Here is a 15,531-nt window from a genome sequence, read left to right as displayed (position 1 = left end):
GCAAATTGTGACTGCTTACCTGTTAGTTTATTCATCAATTAATATTTCCAATAACTGCGTTGCTGCATCACTTATCTTAGTTCCAGGTCCAAATACAGCTACTGCACCGGCATCAAACAGAAATTGATAATCCTGGGAAGGAATTACTCCGCCAACAATTACCATAATATCTTCTCTGCCTCGCTTTTTAAGCTCTTCAATAACCTGCGGAACCAGGGTTTTGTGTCCGGCGGCAAGTGAAGATACACCTAAAATATGAACATCATTCTCTGCGGCCTGTTGAGCGGCTTCGGCCGGAGTCTGGAAAAGCGGACCTATATCCACATCAAATCCAAGATCTGCATAACCAGTAGCAACTACTTTTGCGCCACGATCATGCCCGTCCTGTCCCATTTTTGCCACCATGATACGAGGTCTTCGACCTTCCATTTCGGCAAATTTATCTGCCAGTTCCCTGGCTTTATTAAATGAACTGTTGTCTTTCATTTCTTTTGAATAAACACCACTAAACGATTGAATTTTGGCTTTATATCTTCCGTAAACCTCTTCGAGGGCATCGCTTATTTCCCCGAGACTGGCTCTTTCCCTTGCAGCAACTACCGCCAATGCCAGTAAGTTTGCATTTTCTTCTTTGGCTGCTTTTTTCAAATTTTCGAGAGCCTCCTGAACCTTGTTCTCGTTTCTTTCTGCCCTTATTCTTTCCAGCCTGGAAACCTGTTGTTTTCTAACCGTCTGGTTGTCTACTTCTAGCGTAACCAGCTCATCTTCCCTGTCAAGACGGTATTTGTTTACTCCAACGATCACATCGGTTTCACTATCTATTCTGGCTTGTTTTTTCGCAGCAGCCTCCTCAATCCTCATCTTTGGAATGCCAGCTTCTATAGCTTTGGTCATTCCGCCTAGCTCTTCAACTTCTTCAATAAGTTTCCAGGCTTGTTCTGCAATCTGTTCCGTAAGTTTTTCAACATAGAAACTGCCGGCCCATGGATCTACTGTTTTGGTGATATTTGTTTCTTGCTGCAGGAATAACTGTGTGTTTCTGGCAATTCTTGCGGAAAAATCTGTTGGCAGAGCAATGGCTTCATCCAATGCGTTAGTGTGTAAACTCTGGGTTCCACCAAAGGCTGCGGCTGCAGCTTCTATACAGGTTCTCGCCACGTTATTAAAAGGATCTTGCTCTGTTAAACTCCATCCGCTGGTTTGTGAATGCGTTCTAAGAGATAGAGATTTCGGGTTTTTAGGATTGAATTGTTTTACAAGTTTAGCCCAAAGCATTCTTCCGGCCCGCATTTTAGCGATCTCCATGAAATGATTCATTCCAATAGCCCAGAAAAAGGATAATCTTGGTGCAAAACTGTCTATATCCATTCCTGCATCCAGTCCTTTACGGATGTATTCCAGTCCGTCAGCCAGGGTATAAGCCAGTTCAATATCACAGGTAGCGCCTGCTTCCTGCATATGATACCCGGAAATACTTATGCTGTTGAATTTGGGCATATTTTGAGAAGTATACTCAAATATATCTGAAATGATCTTCATTGAAGGAGTAGGAGGGTAGATGTACGTATTTCTAACCATGAATTCCTTTAGAATATCATTTTGAATAGTTCCAGATAATAATTCAGGTTTTACACCCTGTTCTTCTGCAGCTACAATATAAAATGCCATAATTGGAAGTACCGCTCCGTTCATGGTCATGGAAACCGACATTTTATCCAGTGGGATCTGATCGAAAAGGATCTTCATGTCCTCTACAGAATCTATTGCAACTCCCGCTTTTCCAACATCTCCAACCACACGATCATGATCTGAATCATAACCTCTATGCGTTGGTAAATCGAAGGCTACTGAAAGTCCTTTCTGGCCGGCAGCCAGGTTTCTTCGGTAGAAGGCATTACTCTCTTCTGCAGTAGAAAAACCGGCATACTGGCGAATCGTCCAGGGACGGCTTACATACATGGTGCTGTAAGGACCGCGTAAATACGGCGGGATTCCTGCAGCAAAATTTAAATGTTCCGCATTTGAAATATCCTTTTTAGAATAAGAGGTTTTGATCTCTATTTCTTCAGGTGTTTTAAAAGTTTCCTTTTGTGATTCAGGTTTTCTGGTTGAAAACTCTTTGTCTAGAAGGTTTATGTTTTGAAGGTTTTTGCGTTGCATACCTTTAATTTTGTGGTGTTGGCTGGCTATTCTTTTCCTCTTCTAATCTCTTTTGCTCCCGTTCTTCACTCAGCCGTTTTTCAAGTATAGGTTCGATTAAGGTTTTTCGAGGATTTTTTTTCAGAAATGGATAAAGCTCTAGATCGTTCTGCATCCTATCCTCCTTATTTTCGAACTTATTAGTACCTATGAGCACAAGATCTCCATTGTTGAATTTTCCCTGCTCTTCCTTGGCACTTTCTTTTATTTTTTTCTGAATGATTCCGGCTTTCAACTCTTTAAGAAACCCACCGGCTTTTTCAATTTCCTTGAAAATTTCTAGTGCCTTTTCTGCCAGTTGACTGGTAAGCGATTCAATATAATAAGTGCCTTCAGCTACATTTCCAACCTTATCCAGATAACTTTCGTTTCTCATGATCAACAACTGGTTTCTAGCAATACGATCTCCAAATTCATTGTCTTTATGATAAATAGCATCGTAAGGCATATTAGAAATTGCATCGGCACCCCCCAGGATGGCGCTCATGCTCTCGGTAGTAGTGCGCAGGAAATTCACATTATAATCATATAATGTTTTAGTGCGTTTTGTAGGCTGAGCCATAATATGGCAGGTGGTGTTGAAACCAAATTCTTTTGCCACTGTAGCAAATAACCAGCGTAATGCTCTGATCTTTGAAATTTCAAAAAAGTAATCTGAACCTACAGAAATTTTAGATTGGAATTTGAAGTTTGATTTAAGGTCGTCTGAAAGATCCATTTGATCAAAATGGTTGAAATATTCGGTCACCTGTGCTATGGAGTATGCCAGCTGCTGCGGAATATTTGCTCCTGAATTTTGAAAAAGACCAAGATTTACACTAATAGTAGACTGGAAGTTTTCTGTATTCCGGACTATTTTCTCCAATTCTGAATGATCAGATTTAAGGTTATTGAACCAGTTGCCAGTTCGGGCCAGTTTGCCAATAATATCGGTCTGAAGAAATACCTTTAATTTTTTATCAGCAATGATCTTATCTAATTCTTGAACAAATTCAGCATCCAGAAATTCCAGATCCAGATACACGCTAAGTCCTGGCGGAAGATTATGTAATAAGACTTCGCAATCGATTTCCTGAGAAGGTAAGATAAACCAGATACTTTCAGTTCCTTTTTGAAGTTTTTCCAATGCCTTTTTATTGGCAACTTCAGCCGAAGTAACATATACTTTTTCACAAATATTCCAGTGGGCGGGATTTGAAACCTTTAATGTTTCATCAACATCTTCAGAAGAATAAAATGGTTTAATATCGATGCCGTGAAGGGTTTTAGTAACCAGCTTCTCGTTATAATCTGCACCCTTAAGGTCTGCCTGGATCTTTTGCTTCCATTGTTTTGCAGAAACTTCTTTAAAGTCCTGAAATAACAATTGTTTCATTCTTAGTTGATTTTGATTGGGAGGTATAGCGAAGTATTTAATTTACAGTATCATATTCAATAATGTAAATATCTTCATTGGGCCTTTTCATATAATATTTTTGCCTGGCAAATTTTTCAAGTTCTACCGAGTCCTGAAGATTTTCTATGACTGCTTTGTCTTTCGCAATTTCCTCTTGATAATAATTTCTGTTGTCCTGCAACTCATTTATTTCCTGATCCAGTTCATGATGAATAAACCATGAATTAGTGTCCAGGAAGAACATCCACCCTGCAAACACGATGCTTATCAGTACATATTTGTTACTGATAAATTTAAACCAGGGCTTCTTACGCAGGTCTTTAAATTTCATATGCGGCTAAGATACAAAATATAGGAAAGGCATATTATAGGTAAAATAGGGATTTTTAAACAGGATTTTAATTAGTATGACAATTTTTGCGAATCTCCCATTATTTTGAACGAATTGCTTTTAATTTGAAAATTACCGAAGCTGGTTGCATTTCGCTATTTCCTGGCTCCCTAATATATTCCAGAATGAATTTGCATGAGTTAAAAACTTTTGACCAGTCTGAGAATGTCCTGATATACCAATGATGTGGATCCTTAAAGTTGCCTTCTAATCCTGCCCAGGAATCATCGATCCATTGACTTTTATGCGGAAGAGAATTTCTTATTAGAAAGGCGGGATGCAGGGTTTGTATAAAAAGACTTCCTTTAGGGCTAAGGTTTTTCTTTAATTTTTTTAAAAGAATTTCAGTTTCGTCCTTTAAGAAAAGACTGAAATTAAAAATAATAGCATCAAAAGGATTTCCCGGGATCATTTTATCTGCTATAATTTCCTCATAGGAAATGTTAAGAAAACTTTGACTTCCCTTTTTTTTGGCGTTTTCAATTAATGGAGCAGAAGCATCAATTCCTGTACAGGAAATTCCTGATCTTGTCAATTCTCGAATAAGCCAGCCTTCACCACATCCAAGATCCAGGACGTTTTTTGGCCTATCTGCTAAAATACAATTGACAATCGCCGGATTAGTAAATTTACGTGATTCTATAGTGCCGCCTTCAATTACCTTAATCCATTCTAAAGCATTTTTTTTCCAGGACTTTTTAATTTCTTCATTGAGCATATTGACTTTTATTCTTAGTGAATTATAACTCAATTTAATTAAAAATAGGGAAGTGTCTTAAAAGACAAATCCCTATTTTTTTGTTTAAACTGGTTTTTGAAATTCTATATAGCCGGATCTTGCGGAGTATTAGGATTGCTATTTCTTTCGATATCAGGATAAGGATAGAAATTTCGGTTTCTCTCTTCAGTATAGATCATAGACTGCCCACTTGGTTGAGGTCTATTAAATCTTCTACTATCCTCCAGGCTCATGCCTGTTAAAAACAGTTCTGCTCTACGATTTTTGTAAATTTCCATTAAAACAGCGTTTGCTGTTTCTGGCCCGGAATAAGGACTCAGATTTGCATTTACTCCTAAAGGATCATCACTATCTGTTAATACCTCATTTAATGCTGAAATTGCAGCGTCAATATCTTCCGGGCTTTTTCTTAGGTTAGCTTCGGCAATAATAAGATTCATTTCATCTGGGATATATAATGGAATACTTTCCGTGTTTATATCAAAGAAACCGGCCAGGTCTTCAATGGGAAGTCCATTCTGATTGGTCTCATCTAGAGGAATTAAATAAAATTCTTTTCTACCATCCTGTGCATCTAAATTAAATGACTCTGGTAAACCAAAACTGTCACGTGGTTTGAAATTTGGAGAGTCATTAAGATATACTCTGCCCCAGATTGGATTTAAATTCTGGGAATCATATACAAACAGCGAAACCGAAGATTGATCTACTGAATTAGCAGCGCTTATGGCAGCTTCATAATTACCTGCGAAAAGATTATAACGCGCTTTCATTGCACGGATGGAATTTAACAGGTCGATATTTCCTAGGGTCACCTGACTTGTGAAACTGTTAGAAACAGGGGTTGCTGTTAAAATCGCTTCAGCTTCATTTAAACGGTCTATCGCAAACTGAAAGCCTTGCAATCGGGATACAAATTCTGCATTATTATCTGGATTGGTTGTAGTTACAACTTGCTCAAAATTCTGGGCAAGACTTCCAATAGCCATTGCCTGAAAGAGTTTTGCATGAGCAACAAGTCCACTCTCCGTCCCTGGATCTAAGGTAATATTCGGCGCATTTGTTTGGATATCTTCTGCTATTTTAACTAAACGTAGCATTGTGGCCCAAAGTCCCTGTACGTTAGAATTGAAGTTGGGGAGTGTGGATCCTCCGTCTTCAAGTTCAATCATATTTTGAAAAGTTGTCGTTATTCCTGCTTCACGAGTAGTGATGGCGGGTGTTTCTACAATCCATCGCAGACCGGTAGTTGCATAAGTTTGCTGAAGACCAACACTGGCTGCAAGAATTCCTTCTCTTGAAGAGTAGGTTTGTTCACTGGTGGCTTCATTCGGATTTTCAAAATCGGTTTCACAGGAAGTGATTAATATTCCCAGTAATCCCAGTATCAAATATTTTGTACGGATATATGTATTTTTCATTTTTTTCATTTTTTTTAATTAGAAGCTAACATTTACACCGAATTGAAAAGTTCGTGGAATAGGAACACCGGCAAAATCAAATCCTCTTACTCCATTGCTTTGTCCTGCAGCATTAATTTCTGGATCCCATCCGGAATAATCATCCCAGGAGATCAGGTTTCTGCCTACCACACTTAAACGAATATTGTCAACATTGGTGAAAGGCTCATAAAAAGTATAGGCAAGGGAAATTTCCCTTAATTTCACAAAGGAACCATCTTCTACAAATTCTTCAAAGATGTTTGCCTGGGCCCCTCCGTATCCTTTTGGTCGGTTTCCTAATAATTCTTCACCTACATTGGACCCACCACCAAAAATCACATTATCCAGAAGTCTCCTGTTCCAGTTAAATACATCAAATCCCTGAACAGCATCTAATTGTACTCGCAGGTCAAAATTCTTATAACGGAATTCGTTAATTAATGAACCAAACCAATCCGGATTAGGATCCCCTATAACCTTGGATGAAGACCCATCTTCTGTTCTGCCACTAAAAGGATATCCATTCTCGTCCAGACTTATACTACCGTCAGCATCACGCGCGTAAAATTGTCTATAAAAGACCCCGAGAGGTTCTCCTTCTATAACATAGTTGGTTGCAAAGCTTCCTGCAAGGGCAAACTGTCCACCTCCGGCAACTTTAGTGACTTCATTTTCATTTTTTGTATAGGTAGCTGTAACATCCCAGTTAAATTTTTCAGTTCTTACAGGCGAACCTTTTAATAACAATTCTATCCCCTCATTTTCCAGATTCCCAACATTCTCAATTCGAGAGCTAAATCCTGAAGATGGGGACAATTCACGGGGCAGTAGAAGATCAGTAACTTTTTGTTTATAATAGGTGAATTCTATTCCAAGCCTGTTATCAAGCAAACCAGCATCAAAACCGAATTCAATTTCATCCTGTCTTTCCGGGGCAATATCTAAATCACCTTGCTGAGAATTAGGTAATAGACTGGTAGAACCATTGATGGCAGAGGGACTAAATCTGGTAAATCTCTGAAAAGCTCCAAGAGCAGTAAGGTTTCCGGCCTGTCCCCAGGAAGCTCTTAATTTAAGAGTGTTGAAGGAGTCTCCAAATGTATTTTCCCAGAAATCCTCTTCAGAGATCACATAAGAAAGGCTGGCTTTTGCGTAAAGCTGATTTCTCTCGTCTTCTCCAAAAGTAGAGGCACCATCCATTCTAAGGGCTCCATTTATGTACAGTTTATCCTTAAAATTAAAAGATTGTTGAAGGAATGCACCCCAATAAGATATCTGGAATCTACTTTCTCCCTGCTCTACAATACTACCACTGGTAGCTGTTTCAACAATAGGAGGAAGGCCATTGGCATTAATTCCAATTCGGTCACCTTCTTCATACTGCCATGAACCACCTAACGTAGAGGTAGATTCTAGATTTTGAGTAATGTCGAATTGATAAACAAGATTTAAATCACTGTTATACTGAAACCTGTTAACATCTGATCTTCTTGCGAAGCCATCTCCATTTGGTGAGGTGTTATTTATTGGGATAAAGGCAGTGGCAGATTGATTATAAAAATCAACTCCTAATTTATAACTCGCTGATAAGTTTTCAGAAATTACAGCATCCAATCCTACACTGGAAATAATACGGTTTAATTTCTGACCAAAATCGAATCTATTTACCGCTTCTAAAGGGTTGGTTCTTGGAACTAAAAGTGAGGTTACGGGATAAATCCCAGATTCATTTGGAAAAGGATCTATAGAGTTATCACTAAATACAAATCCTGTAATAGCACCATATGCTGAATTAATACCACCATTTGGGATATCACTACTTTCACTGCGAACATAATTTAGACCGGCATTGATATTTAACCAATCCCAAGCTTTTTGGGTGATTGATGCCTTAAGACCATATCTTCGAAAATCGGTATTTTTAATAATACCTTCATTGTTGAGGTGGGAAGCTGAAAGAAAATAAGAAGATCTATCAGAACCTCCACTAACAGAAAGATAGTTTTCTACTCCAAATGCATTGTCAAAAAATAGATCCTGGTAATTATAACGAGTTACGGGAACAGTTTCCAGATTTGATCTGGTAAACGGATCTACCCATGCCACTGGCGCAGTATTATAATCAATCTCCTTTCTTAATTTATGAGATTTGAAATTTGTAGAGAAGGTGAATTTTGTTTCTCCAGATCTACCTCTTTTGGTGAAAATCTGAACAACCCCGTTACTCGCACGGGAACCATAGATCGCAGCAGCTGCGGCACCTTTAAGTACTTCTATTTTCTCAATATCGTTAGGATTGATATCTGCCAGTCGGTTTTGGTTATTTCCTCCAAGATCAATGAGCTCATTACTGGAGTTGTCTATTATAATACCATCTACAATATACAATGGATCTGAACTTCCTAAAACAGTACTTGGTCCTCTAAGCCTAATGCTAATTCCGCCTGCGGGATCTCCAGAGTTTTGTTGAACCAGGGCACCAGTGATTTTTCCGGCTATTGCCTGGTCTACTGCGGTAGCACCATTATTTACAAGATCGTCTCCTTTTACGGTAGAAATGGCATTACCTAAAGTTCTTTTGTTTACACCAATGGTAGACCCTGTAACGACAACTTCATCAAGATTTAAGAGATCTGCCTGAAGTTGAAAGTCAGTAGAGATTTCTGTTTGGTCAGATAATGTTAATGAGATCTTTTGGGTGCCATAGCCCACATAACTGCTTATTAAATTATAGGTTCCCGCAGTTAAGGTCGCAGTAAAGCTATATTTTCCGTCAAAATCTGTAATCCCTCCAAAATTGGTGTTTTCAATAGAGACAGTTGCACCGGCAATTGGCTGGTTGTTGCTCTGATTGATTACAGTTCCAGAGAAGCTGTATGAAGCTTCCTGCGCTATTACGTTCACACTTAAAAATAAAAATACCAGTAAAAGCAAGCATTTTCCATTTTTAAGAATACCTGAATGCTGTTTTTTCATAGAATGGATTTAGTGGTTAGAAATAATTTGTGTTGATTGAAATTTGAATGCATAATTAATTAAGGTCTATCGATTATGTTAAATTACTAAAAATCAATATGGTTTTTACCAAGCTTTCATATATCTATTAACCATGTATTAACAAAGCCCCGAAAATTTAAAATTCCGAGGCTTTATTATAGTCAACGATAAAACTGATTGGTTTTAGAATAACCTGTCTTTGATTATAGTTTGAACAATATCAACAGCCACTGTATTGTAGCGATTGGTAGGAATTATGATGTCTGCAAACTCCTTGGTTGGTTCTATAAATTGCTGATGCATGGGTTTTAAGGTAGTTTGGTATCGCCATAAAACTTCTTCAAGATCACGTCCGCGTTCAGCGATATCACGTTTTAATCTTCGAATTAATCTTTCGTCACTATCTGCATGCACATAGATCTTTATGTCAAATAACTCTCTTATTTCAGGGTGCGTGAGAATAAGGATACCCTCTACAATTACAACTTTTCTGGGATGAATCTCAATAGTTTCGCCGGTTCTATTATGTTCTGTAAAAGAATATACTGGTTGCTGAATAGAGTTTCCGGCTTTCAATTCCTTTAAATGTTCTCCTAAAAGTTCAAAATCTATAGATTTAGGATGATCAAAATTGATTTTTTTTCGGTCTTCAAAAGAGAGGTGAGAAGTATCCTGATAGTAAGAATCCTGAGAAATCACATCTACTTCCTCATTTTTTAATTCTTCAATGATTTGATTTACTACCGTGGTTTTTCCGCTTCCCGTTCCCCCGGCAATACCAATTATAAGCATAGAGTTGAAATTTGCGCAAAGGTAATACTAGTTTTTAAAAAGTTTTTGATGAATTTCTTATCAATTTGATGAAAACTGAATTCTCGTAAAATAAAAAAACCGGATCTATATAGATCCGGTTCTAAAAAATTCAATTTAAAGCTCTTATTCTTCTTTTTCCTGGATTGCAGCTACCTCTTCTTCAGTAACCATTTCATCAATGTTATTACTCCAGGAATTCATCACATAATTCATTGCATCTGCCACTTCTTTATCACTTAAACCCATTGGTGTCATAATATTATCATATTTTTCACCATTCACTTCTATTGGACCCTGCATGCCGTATTTCACACCTCTAATACTCTCTTCTCTTTTTTCAGTAAGCCAGTTGGAACCGTCAACTGGAGGGTAGGTACCGGCAATTCCTTTTCCGGTGGGGAGATGACAGGTTACACATAGATCATTATAAATAATTTTTCCACGTTCGACACTCGCGGTAAGCGGAGATTTTTCACTTGATTTTTCTGAAGCCGGAATGACGTAAGATTCTTCTTCAGCGTCTTTTTCTTTTTTATCAGATTTGCAAGCTACCATAGCTGTTGCCAATCCAAATACAAATAGCAGTTTTTTCATTTTATTGGTTTTTGATTAATTTGGCGATTCCTTTCCCTTCAACGGCAATATAAATGTTTCCGTCTGGTCCTTGCTTTACATCTCTCATTCTGCCGGAGTCTTCCAGCAATTTAATTCTTTTACTGATCTTTTTACCGTTAAGTTCTAAAAGTTCCAGATATTGAAATTTAAGTGATCCCACTAAGAGATTTCCTTTCAATTCAGGAAATTTATCTGAAGTAACAAAGGCAAATCCGCTAGGGGCAATAGAAGGTAACCAGTAGAAAATAGGATCTTCCATATTAGGTCTGGATCTTTCATCGGTTATAGAAGTACCGCTGTAATTTTCACCGTAGGTTACTACCGGCCAACCGTAATTTGCACCTTTCTTCACCACATTAATTTCATCTCCTCCTTTTGGACCATGCTCGTGAACCCATATCTCTCCTGTTTCAGGATTAAGAATCATACCCTGTGGGTTACGGTGACCATAAGAGTAAATCGCTTCCACAGCATTTTCCTGGCCTATGAACGGATTATCTGATGGCACACTGCCATCGTCGTTCAATCTATAAACCTTACCATTATCCCGGGAAATATCCTGTGGATTCACATCACGTTCACCGCGTTCACCAATACTAAAATATAAATATCCGTTTTTATCAAAAGCGATCCTTGATCCAAAATGCTGACCTTTGCTCGTATTTGGAGATGCCTTATAAAGAGTTTCCTTATTGGTTAACTGATTTTCACTCAATTTTGCTCTCATTAAAGCTGTATTTCCGCCATTCCCTTCACCTTCTTTAGAAGCATAGGTAAAATAGATCCATCCGTTAGATTCATAATCTGGATGAAGCACTATGTCTAATAGTCCGCCCTGACCACGATCATAGACTTCCGGTACTCCCTGAACAGAGGTTTTTTTACCATCTTTATAATGAATGATTTCACCCTTTTTTTCTGTGATGAGCATGCTACCATCTGGCAGGAAAGTAAAGCCCCATGGAATCTTTAATCCTTCTACAACCATTTCAAAACTATATTTGTTTGAACTTTCGGCGTCAATAGGGTCTGGCACTTCAGCAGGTTCCTGCGTTTGTTCTTCTGCTGTCTCTTCGGCATTTTCATCTACCTGTGCGGTATCTGCCTCTTTTCCATTTTCACCGCAGGCAATTAGACCTAGAGCGATGACCGTTATAAATAAAATTCTTTTCATAGCAACAATATTAAGGGTCTTAAACATATTAAGTAAACTAAGATATAAAAAATTAAAAGTTTTCATTGTGAGAGGTTAATAATTCTTATATTTGCCGCCCAATTATGGTTGAAATGCCATTTCGGGGTGTAGCGTAGCCCGGTCATCGCGCCTGCTTTGGGAGCAGGAGGTCGCAGGTTCGAATCCTGCCACCCCGACTTAAAAAACCCGGTTAATCATATGATTAACCGGGTTTTTTGTTTTTGGGTACTCATTAAATTTGATGTGAAATCATATAAAATGAGTCTGATTCGGTGACCTTTGGAATCGTCCTTATCCCAAAAGCTAGTAAAGCTTACACTTGCTATCCCTCCATTAGTCTAACCAACACAATTTATATAAAGAAATATGTTTGGTTAAAATGCAATACAAATGAATTATTTATCGTGAACTAAAATTTATGAAAATCAATTTTGTAAATCTACGGGAGTGACTTTTTCAAACAAGTCTGTAATTAAATATCGCATACTATCAGGAGTTTGTTGCCTGAAATATTCAAGTAAATCTTCAGTTGTCGAATACCGATCAAGTTTTGTAGGATTGTTAAAAGTATGCCAGTCATTTAGAAAATTCCTTAAAGCGATATTGACATTTTCTTCACCAATAGCCTTTTGTAATGCATACATATTTATCGCCCCTTTTGCATAATAGATATGATCTTCATTTTCAACTAATGAAAGAGGTACTTCCTCTTTTTTAAATTTTCGTTTTCCTTCCAGGTAATCATCAAGTTGATTCTTAAGGAACTTTTCAACCTGATCTTCTCCATATGTTTGTTTTAAAACCATCATGGCTGAATATTGAGACAAAGTTTCTAAAATCATATTTCGACCTTTTACATTTGCAGCTTCCAATTGCAGCCCCCACCATTGATGTGCAACTTCATGTGCTGTGATATAAAAAACCATATCTATATTCTCTTCCTGAATATCCAAAATGAATCCAAGTGCCTCGGAAAACGGGATTGTACTGGGGAATGATTGAGCGAACTGCCGGTATCGAGGAAATTCAACTATTCGTAATTGATTGTATTGATAAGGGCTAAAATGAACACTGTAGTAATCCAGAGATTTTTTCATGCCTTGCATCATGCTTTCCAGATTATACTTGTGTGATTTGTGATGATAAATTTCCAGATCAACCGGCTTATTATTTCCTGCAGGCTGATATTTTGCTTTTAAAGTCTGATAATTTGCTGAAACAATCGGATAAAAATTGATGATAGGCTGATTCGTCTTATAATGGAAATAATTACGATCATCAGTTTTCCACTCTGAAATTAGATCTCCGGAAGTGATAGCGGTCTGATTTCCTTCTGTTCCGATTATCATTTCTAATGTAAGACCGTCTGAATCACTGCCTGTTCTTGCATTCTTAAGTTCCCGAAAATGATTTCGATTCGCTTTATTCATTCTTTTTGGGAGGTTATATTCAGCTCTTAAGTCATCTTCATCTATTTCGTAATCTCGATTATAGCTCAATGTTGGAAGCATAGAGTTTTCGAAAAAAGTTCCATTATGCAGGACATTAAAGTCTGCACCACCTATTTCAAAACCATTTGGTTTTAAAGTTTGCTTGAAGTTCATTTTAATTGAATCTCCTTTTAGCAAGGGCTTATCCAACTCAAAAATGTGATAGCCAAACTCCATAAAGTGATCGTTCAGACTTGCATTACGATCAAATTTAACTTCAGATAATCTTAAAGAATTATCAGGATGGTTTTGTATATGAATTTGTTGAATGGGTTTGTCATTTTTATTTTTCAGAATAAAATAACCTTCTGCGTTATAAGATCTTTCTGAAGGATATAATTCAACTTTTAATTTCGCATCTGTAATCTTCGGCTGCGGAAGATATTCAAACTGTCGAAGATTGGTTTCATAAGCTGCTCTGAAATCATTTTTCTCGTTTCTTGTTAGAAACTGATTCAGAATATTAGTATTATAAAAAATAAATATCCCCGTTGCTATAAAAAGTATAAGGAAAACACTTGTTGCGGTAATGAGATTTTTGCTAGCAATTCTGAAATTAAATCTTTTTAATCTTTGACTCAAACTGGTTTCTGAACCTCTTTCCATTAAAATTACCGTTATTAGAAACAATAAAATTCCGAAGAAAAACCAGTAGGCTTTTACTATAAGAAATGGAAATAGAAAATGTCCATATCTATTCATATCTGAATAGCTCGCTAATGCATTTCCTCCAAAATTGACTAAAACATGCTCAATGCCAAAAATACCAATGGCAATATTTATGATAAAGAAAACAAGTGTCACTAAAATTCCTAAAAACTTTTTTCCTGTAACTATGTGTAAGAAAAAAGATATGAATGTATAGAGTATAAGAAACGGGAGAATTTCCAGAAAAAAGCCATTAAAATAAAGATCTAATTCATAATGATAATATCCACTGAAGGTTTGGAAACCTATTCCGCCTACAATCAATGCTAAAATCAGCGTAATATAGATCAATATAAGTCCAAGAAATTTACTGCCGAGATCTATAAAATTGCTTACTGAAGTAGCACCGTATATCAGATCTATTTTGACTTCTTTTTCTTTCCAGATCAACTCGCCTGTGTAAAACAGAAGAATGAGTGCGAAAAAGTAAATGGACATACCCTGTAACTCTTCAATGATAAGATAAGTGGTTGGAAAACTGTCGACACCATGAGTGGTTCCAAGATTTACTGAATTTATTATGATAATAATTAAACTACAGAACACAATAGCCCAAAAAGATATTTCCTTGAATATGAACCTGGCATGAAACCAGGCACTTTGTAAAAACTGAATGAGCTGGCCTTTTATCCCATAATTTGGATGCACAGCGGGCCACTCTTCGATTAAGACTTTTTTAATAGAATCGTGAATGGTGTCCTTTTTAATTTCAGACTTTCTCTTTCCAGATGAAAACGTTGTTAACTTGAATTTCCAATACCCATAAAAAAGAATGGCAAGGCTTAAAAAGCCCCAGAATAATTTGTTATAAAGTATTGCACCAGTAAAGGGAATAAGATTGGTGTTTCTTTGAATAGCAGTCCATTTTTCTGTACTCAGACTTAGTGTAGTCAAAGAAAAAGGATCCAGTAAAGCCTGAAGTTGATCGTTAGTAACAGCTTTTGTTAGCAGGAATATTACAAATACAAATATTCCCTGCGTGTAAACCACTAATAATTTTTTAGTCAGGGCTCCCGAAACAAAGAACAGAGAAGCTCCAAATAAAAGGATAGGTATGGCAATCCAGAGAAATGGTTGCAGATAATTGGCAAACTGGAACGCTAAATTTTCGTTTGCACTCACCCAGGGCATGAACTCACTTAAAACCATCCCCAAAAGAACAGCACTAAATATAAATAGTAAAACGACCATCGAACCCAGGTAGCGACCAAGGAAATAGTCTTTTTTTGAAATTGGATTCACGTAGATTAGAGAGGCAATATTATACTGAAAGTCACGTAAAACCGGCACACCCATAATCATGGAAACAAAGAGCATAGATAATCCAGTTACTGCTCCCATAGTTTTTGCTATTACAATAGGAGAATTTTTTTTAACCAGACCCAGATCTATTCCCTGAAAAATAAATTCAACTCCAAAGAGAGAAAACAAGAATAGAAATATGAAGAACAGGTAAGTATCCCATCGGTTTAACCTGTAATTAATTTCAAATTTGAATATTTCGTACCACATTGAATTTTATTTAGTGTTAGTTAAATTTGATAAC

At 37.1% G+C, this 15,531-nt stretch carries 10 protein-coding genes and 1 tRNA gene; 1 reads left to right on the top strand and 10 read right to left on the bottom strand.

Annotation, left to right across the window (positions count from 1 at the left end):
* Positions 1-27: 27 nt before the first annotated feature.
* The 9 genes from scpA to BLT95_RS05335 form a co-directional block, all read right to left on the bottom strand.
* On the bottom strand, positions 28-2,160 hold the full coding sequence (gene scpA, locus BLT95_RS05375) for a methylmalonyl-CoA mutase (RefSeq protein ID WP_089665101.1): 2,133 nt from the start codon (positions 2,158-2,160) through the stop codon (positions 28-30).
* A 4-nt stretch (positions 2,161-2,164) separates the two neighbouring features.
* Positions 2,165-3,574 carry a methylmalonyl-CoA mutase subunit beta gene (locus BLT95_RS05370; RefSeq protein ID WP_089665100.1) on the bottom strand — a complete coding sequence of 470 codons (1,410 nt, stop codon included), beginning with the start codon at positions 3,572-3,574 and terminating at the stop codon, positions 2,165-2,167.
* 37 nt (positions 3,575-3,611) lie between these two features.
* Positions 3,612-3,926, bottom strand: a complete 315-nt coding sequence (locus tag BLT95_RS05365) for a septum formation initiator family protein (RefSeq protein WP_089665099.1) — start codon at positions 3,924-3,926, stop codon at positions 3,612-3,614.
* A gap of 100 nt (positions 3,927-4,026) precedes the next feature.
* Entirely contained in the window at positions 4,027-4,704 is a 678-nt protein-coding gene (locus BLT95_RS05360; protein WP_089665098.1) for a class I SAM-dependent methyltransferase, read from the bottom strand.
* 104 nt (positions 4,705-4,808) lie between these two features.
* Positions 4,809-6,146, bottom strand: coding sequence for a hypothetical protein (locus BLT95_RS05355; RefSeq protein WP_157718019.1), 1,338 nt, complete (start codon positions 6,144-6,146; stop codon positions 4,809-4,811).
* An 18-nt stretch (positions 6,147-6,164) separates the two neighbouring features.
* The gene (locus BLT95_RS05350) at positions 6,165-9,143 is read right to left on the bottom strand and encodes a SusC/RagA family TonB-linked outer membrane protein (protein WP_089665096.1); all 2,979 of its coding nucleotides are present in this window, start codon (positions 9,141-9,143) and stop codon (positions 6,165-6,167) included.
* A gap of 204 nt (positions 9,144-9,347) precedes the next feature.
* Positions 9,348-9,956, bottom strand: a complete 609-nt coding sequence (gene udk / locus BLT95_RS05345; protein ID WP_089665095.1) for a uridine kinase — start codon at positions 9,954-9,956, stop codon at positions 9,348-9,350.
* Positions 9,957-10,100: 144 nt separating this feature from the next.
* Positions 10,101-10,571 (bottom strand): cytochrome c, encoded by a 471-nt coding sequence (locus BLT95_RS05340; protein ID WP_089665094.1) that lies wholly within the window; start codon positions 10,569-10,571, stop codon positions 10,101-10,103.
* A 1-nt stretch (position 10,572) separates the two neighbouring features.
* On the bottom strand, positions 10,573-11,766 hold the full coding sequence (locus tag BLT95_RS05335) for a PQQ-dependent sugar dehydrogenase (protein WP_089666855.1): 1,194 nt from the start codon (positions 11,764-11,766) through the stop codon (positions 10,573-10,575).
* Between the two features lie 122 nt (positions 11,767-11,888).
* Between BLT95_RS05335 and BLT95_RS05330 the strand changes: the two genes are divergently transcribed.
* Positions 11,889-11,963, top strand: a tRNA-Pro gene (locus BLT95_RS05330).
* A 249-nt stretch (positions 11,964-12,212) separates the two neighbouring features.
* On the opposite strand, the gene BLT95_RS05325 is transcribed toward BLT95_RS05330, so the two are convergent.
* The gene (locus tag BLT95_RS05325; protein ID WP_089665093.1) at positions 12,213-15,497 is read right to left on the bottom strand and encodes a M1 family aminopeptidase; all 3,285 of its coding nucleotides are present in this window, start codon (positions 15,495-15,497) and stop codon (positions 12,213-12,215) included.
* Positions 15,498-15,531 lie beyond the last annotated feature (34 nt).

This window comes from Gramella sp. MAR_2010_147, assembly GCF_900105135.1.
In the GTDB taxonomy this organism is placed as follows: Bacteria; Bacteroidota; Bacteroidia; order Flavobacteriales; family Flavobacteriaceae; genus Christiangramia.
The sequence above is the reverse complement of the archived record's forward strand: the minus strand, read 5'-3'. Positions and strand labels throughout refer to the sequence as shown.

Bases quoted from the DNA above. Each gene is read 5' to 3' on its own strand.
- BLT95_RS05360 (WP_089665098.1), bottom strand. From the start codon at position 4,704: ATGCTCAATGAAGAAATTAAAAAGTCCTGGAAAAAAAATGCTTTAGAA.
- scpA (WP_089665101.1), bottom strand. From the start codon at position 2,160: ATGCAACGCAAAAACCTTCAAAACATAAACCTTCTAGACAAAGAGTTT.
- BLT95_RS05355 (WP_157718019.1), bottom strand. From the start codon at position 6,146: ATGAAAAATACATATATCCGTACAAAATATTTGATACTGGGATTACTG.
- BLT95_RS05370 (WP_089665100.1), bottom strand. From the start codon at position 3,574: ATGAAACAATTGTTATTTCAGGACTTTAAAGAAGTTTCTGCAAAACAA.
- BLT95_RS05325 (WP_089665093.1), bottom strand. From the start codon at position 15,497: ATGTGGTACGAAATATTCAAATTTGAAATTAATTACAGGTTAAACCGA.
- BLT95_RS05350 (WP_089665096.1), bottom strand. From the start codon at position 9,143: ATGAAAAAACAGCATTCAGGTATTCTTAAAAATGGAAAATGCTTGCTT.
- BLT95_RS05340 (WP_089665094.1), bottom strand. From the start codon at position 10,571: ATGAAAAAACTGCTATTTGTATTTGGATTGGCAACAGCTATGGTAGCT.
- BLT95_RS05365 (WP_089665099.1), bottom strand. From the start codon at position 3,926: ATGAAATTTAAAGACCTGCGTAAGAAGCCCTGGTTTAAATTTATCAGT.
- udk (WP_089665095.1), bottom strand. From the start codon at position 9,956: ATGCTTATAATTGGTATTGCCGGGGGAACGGGAAGCGGAAAAACCACG.
- BLT95_RS05335 (WP_089666855.1), bottom strand. From the start codon at position 11,766: ATGAAAAGAATTTTATTTATAACGGTCATCGCTCTAGGTCTAATTGCC.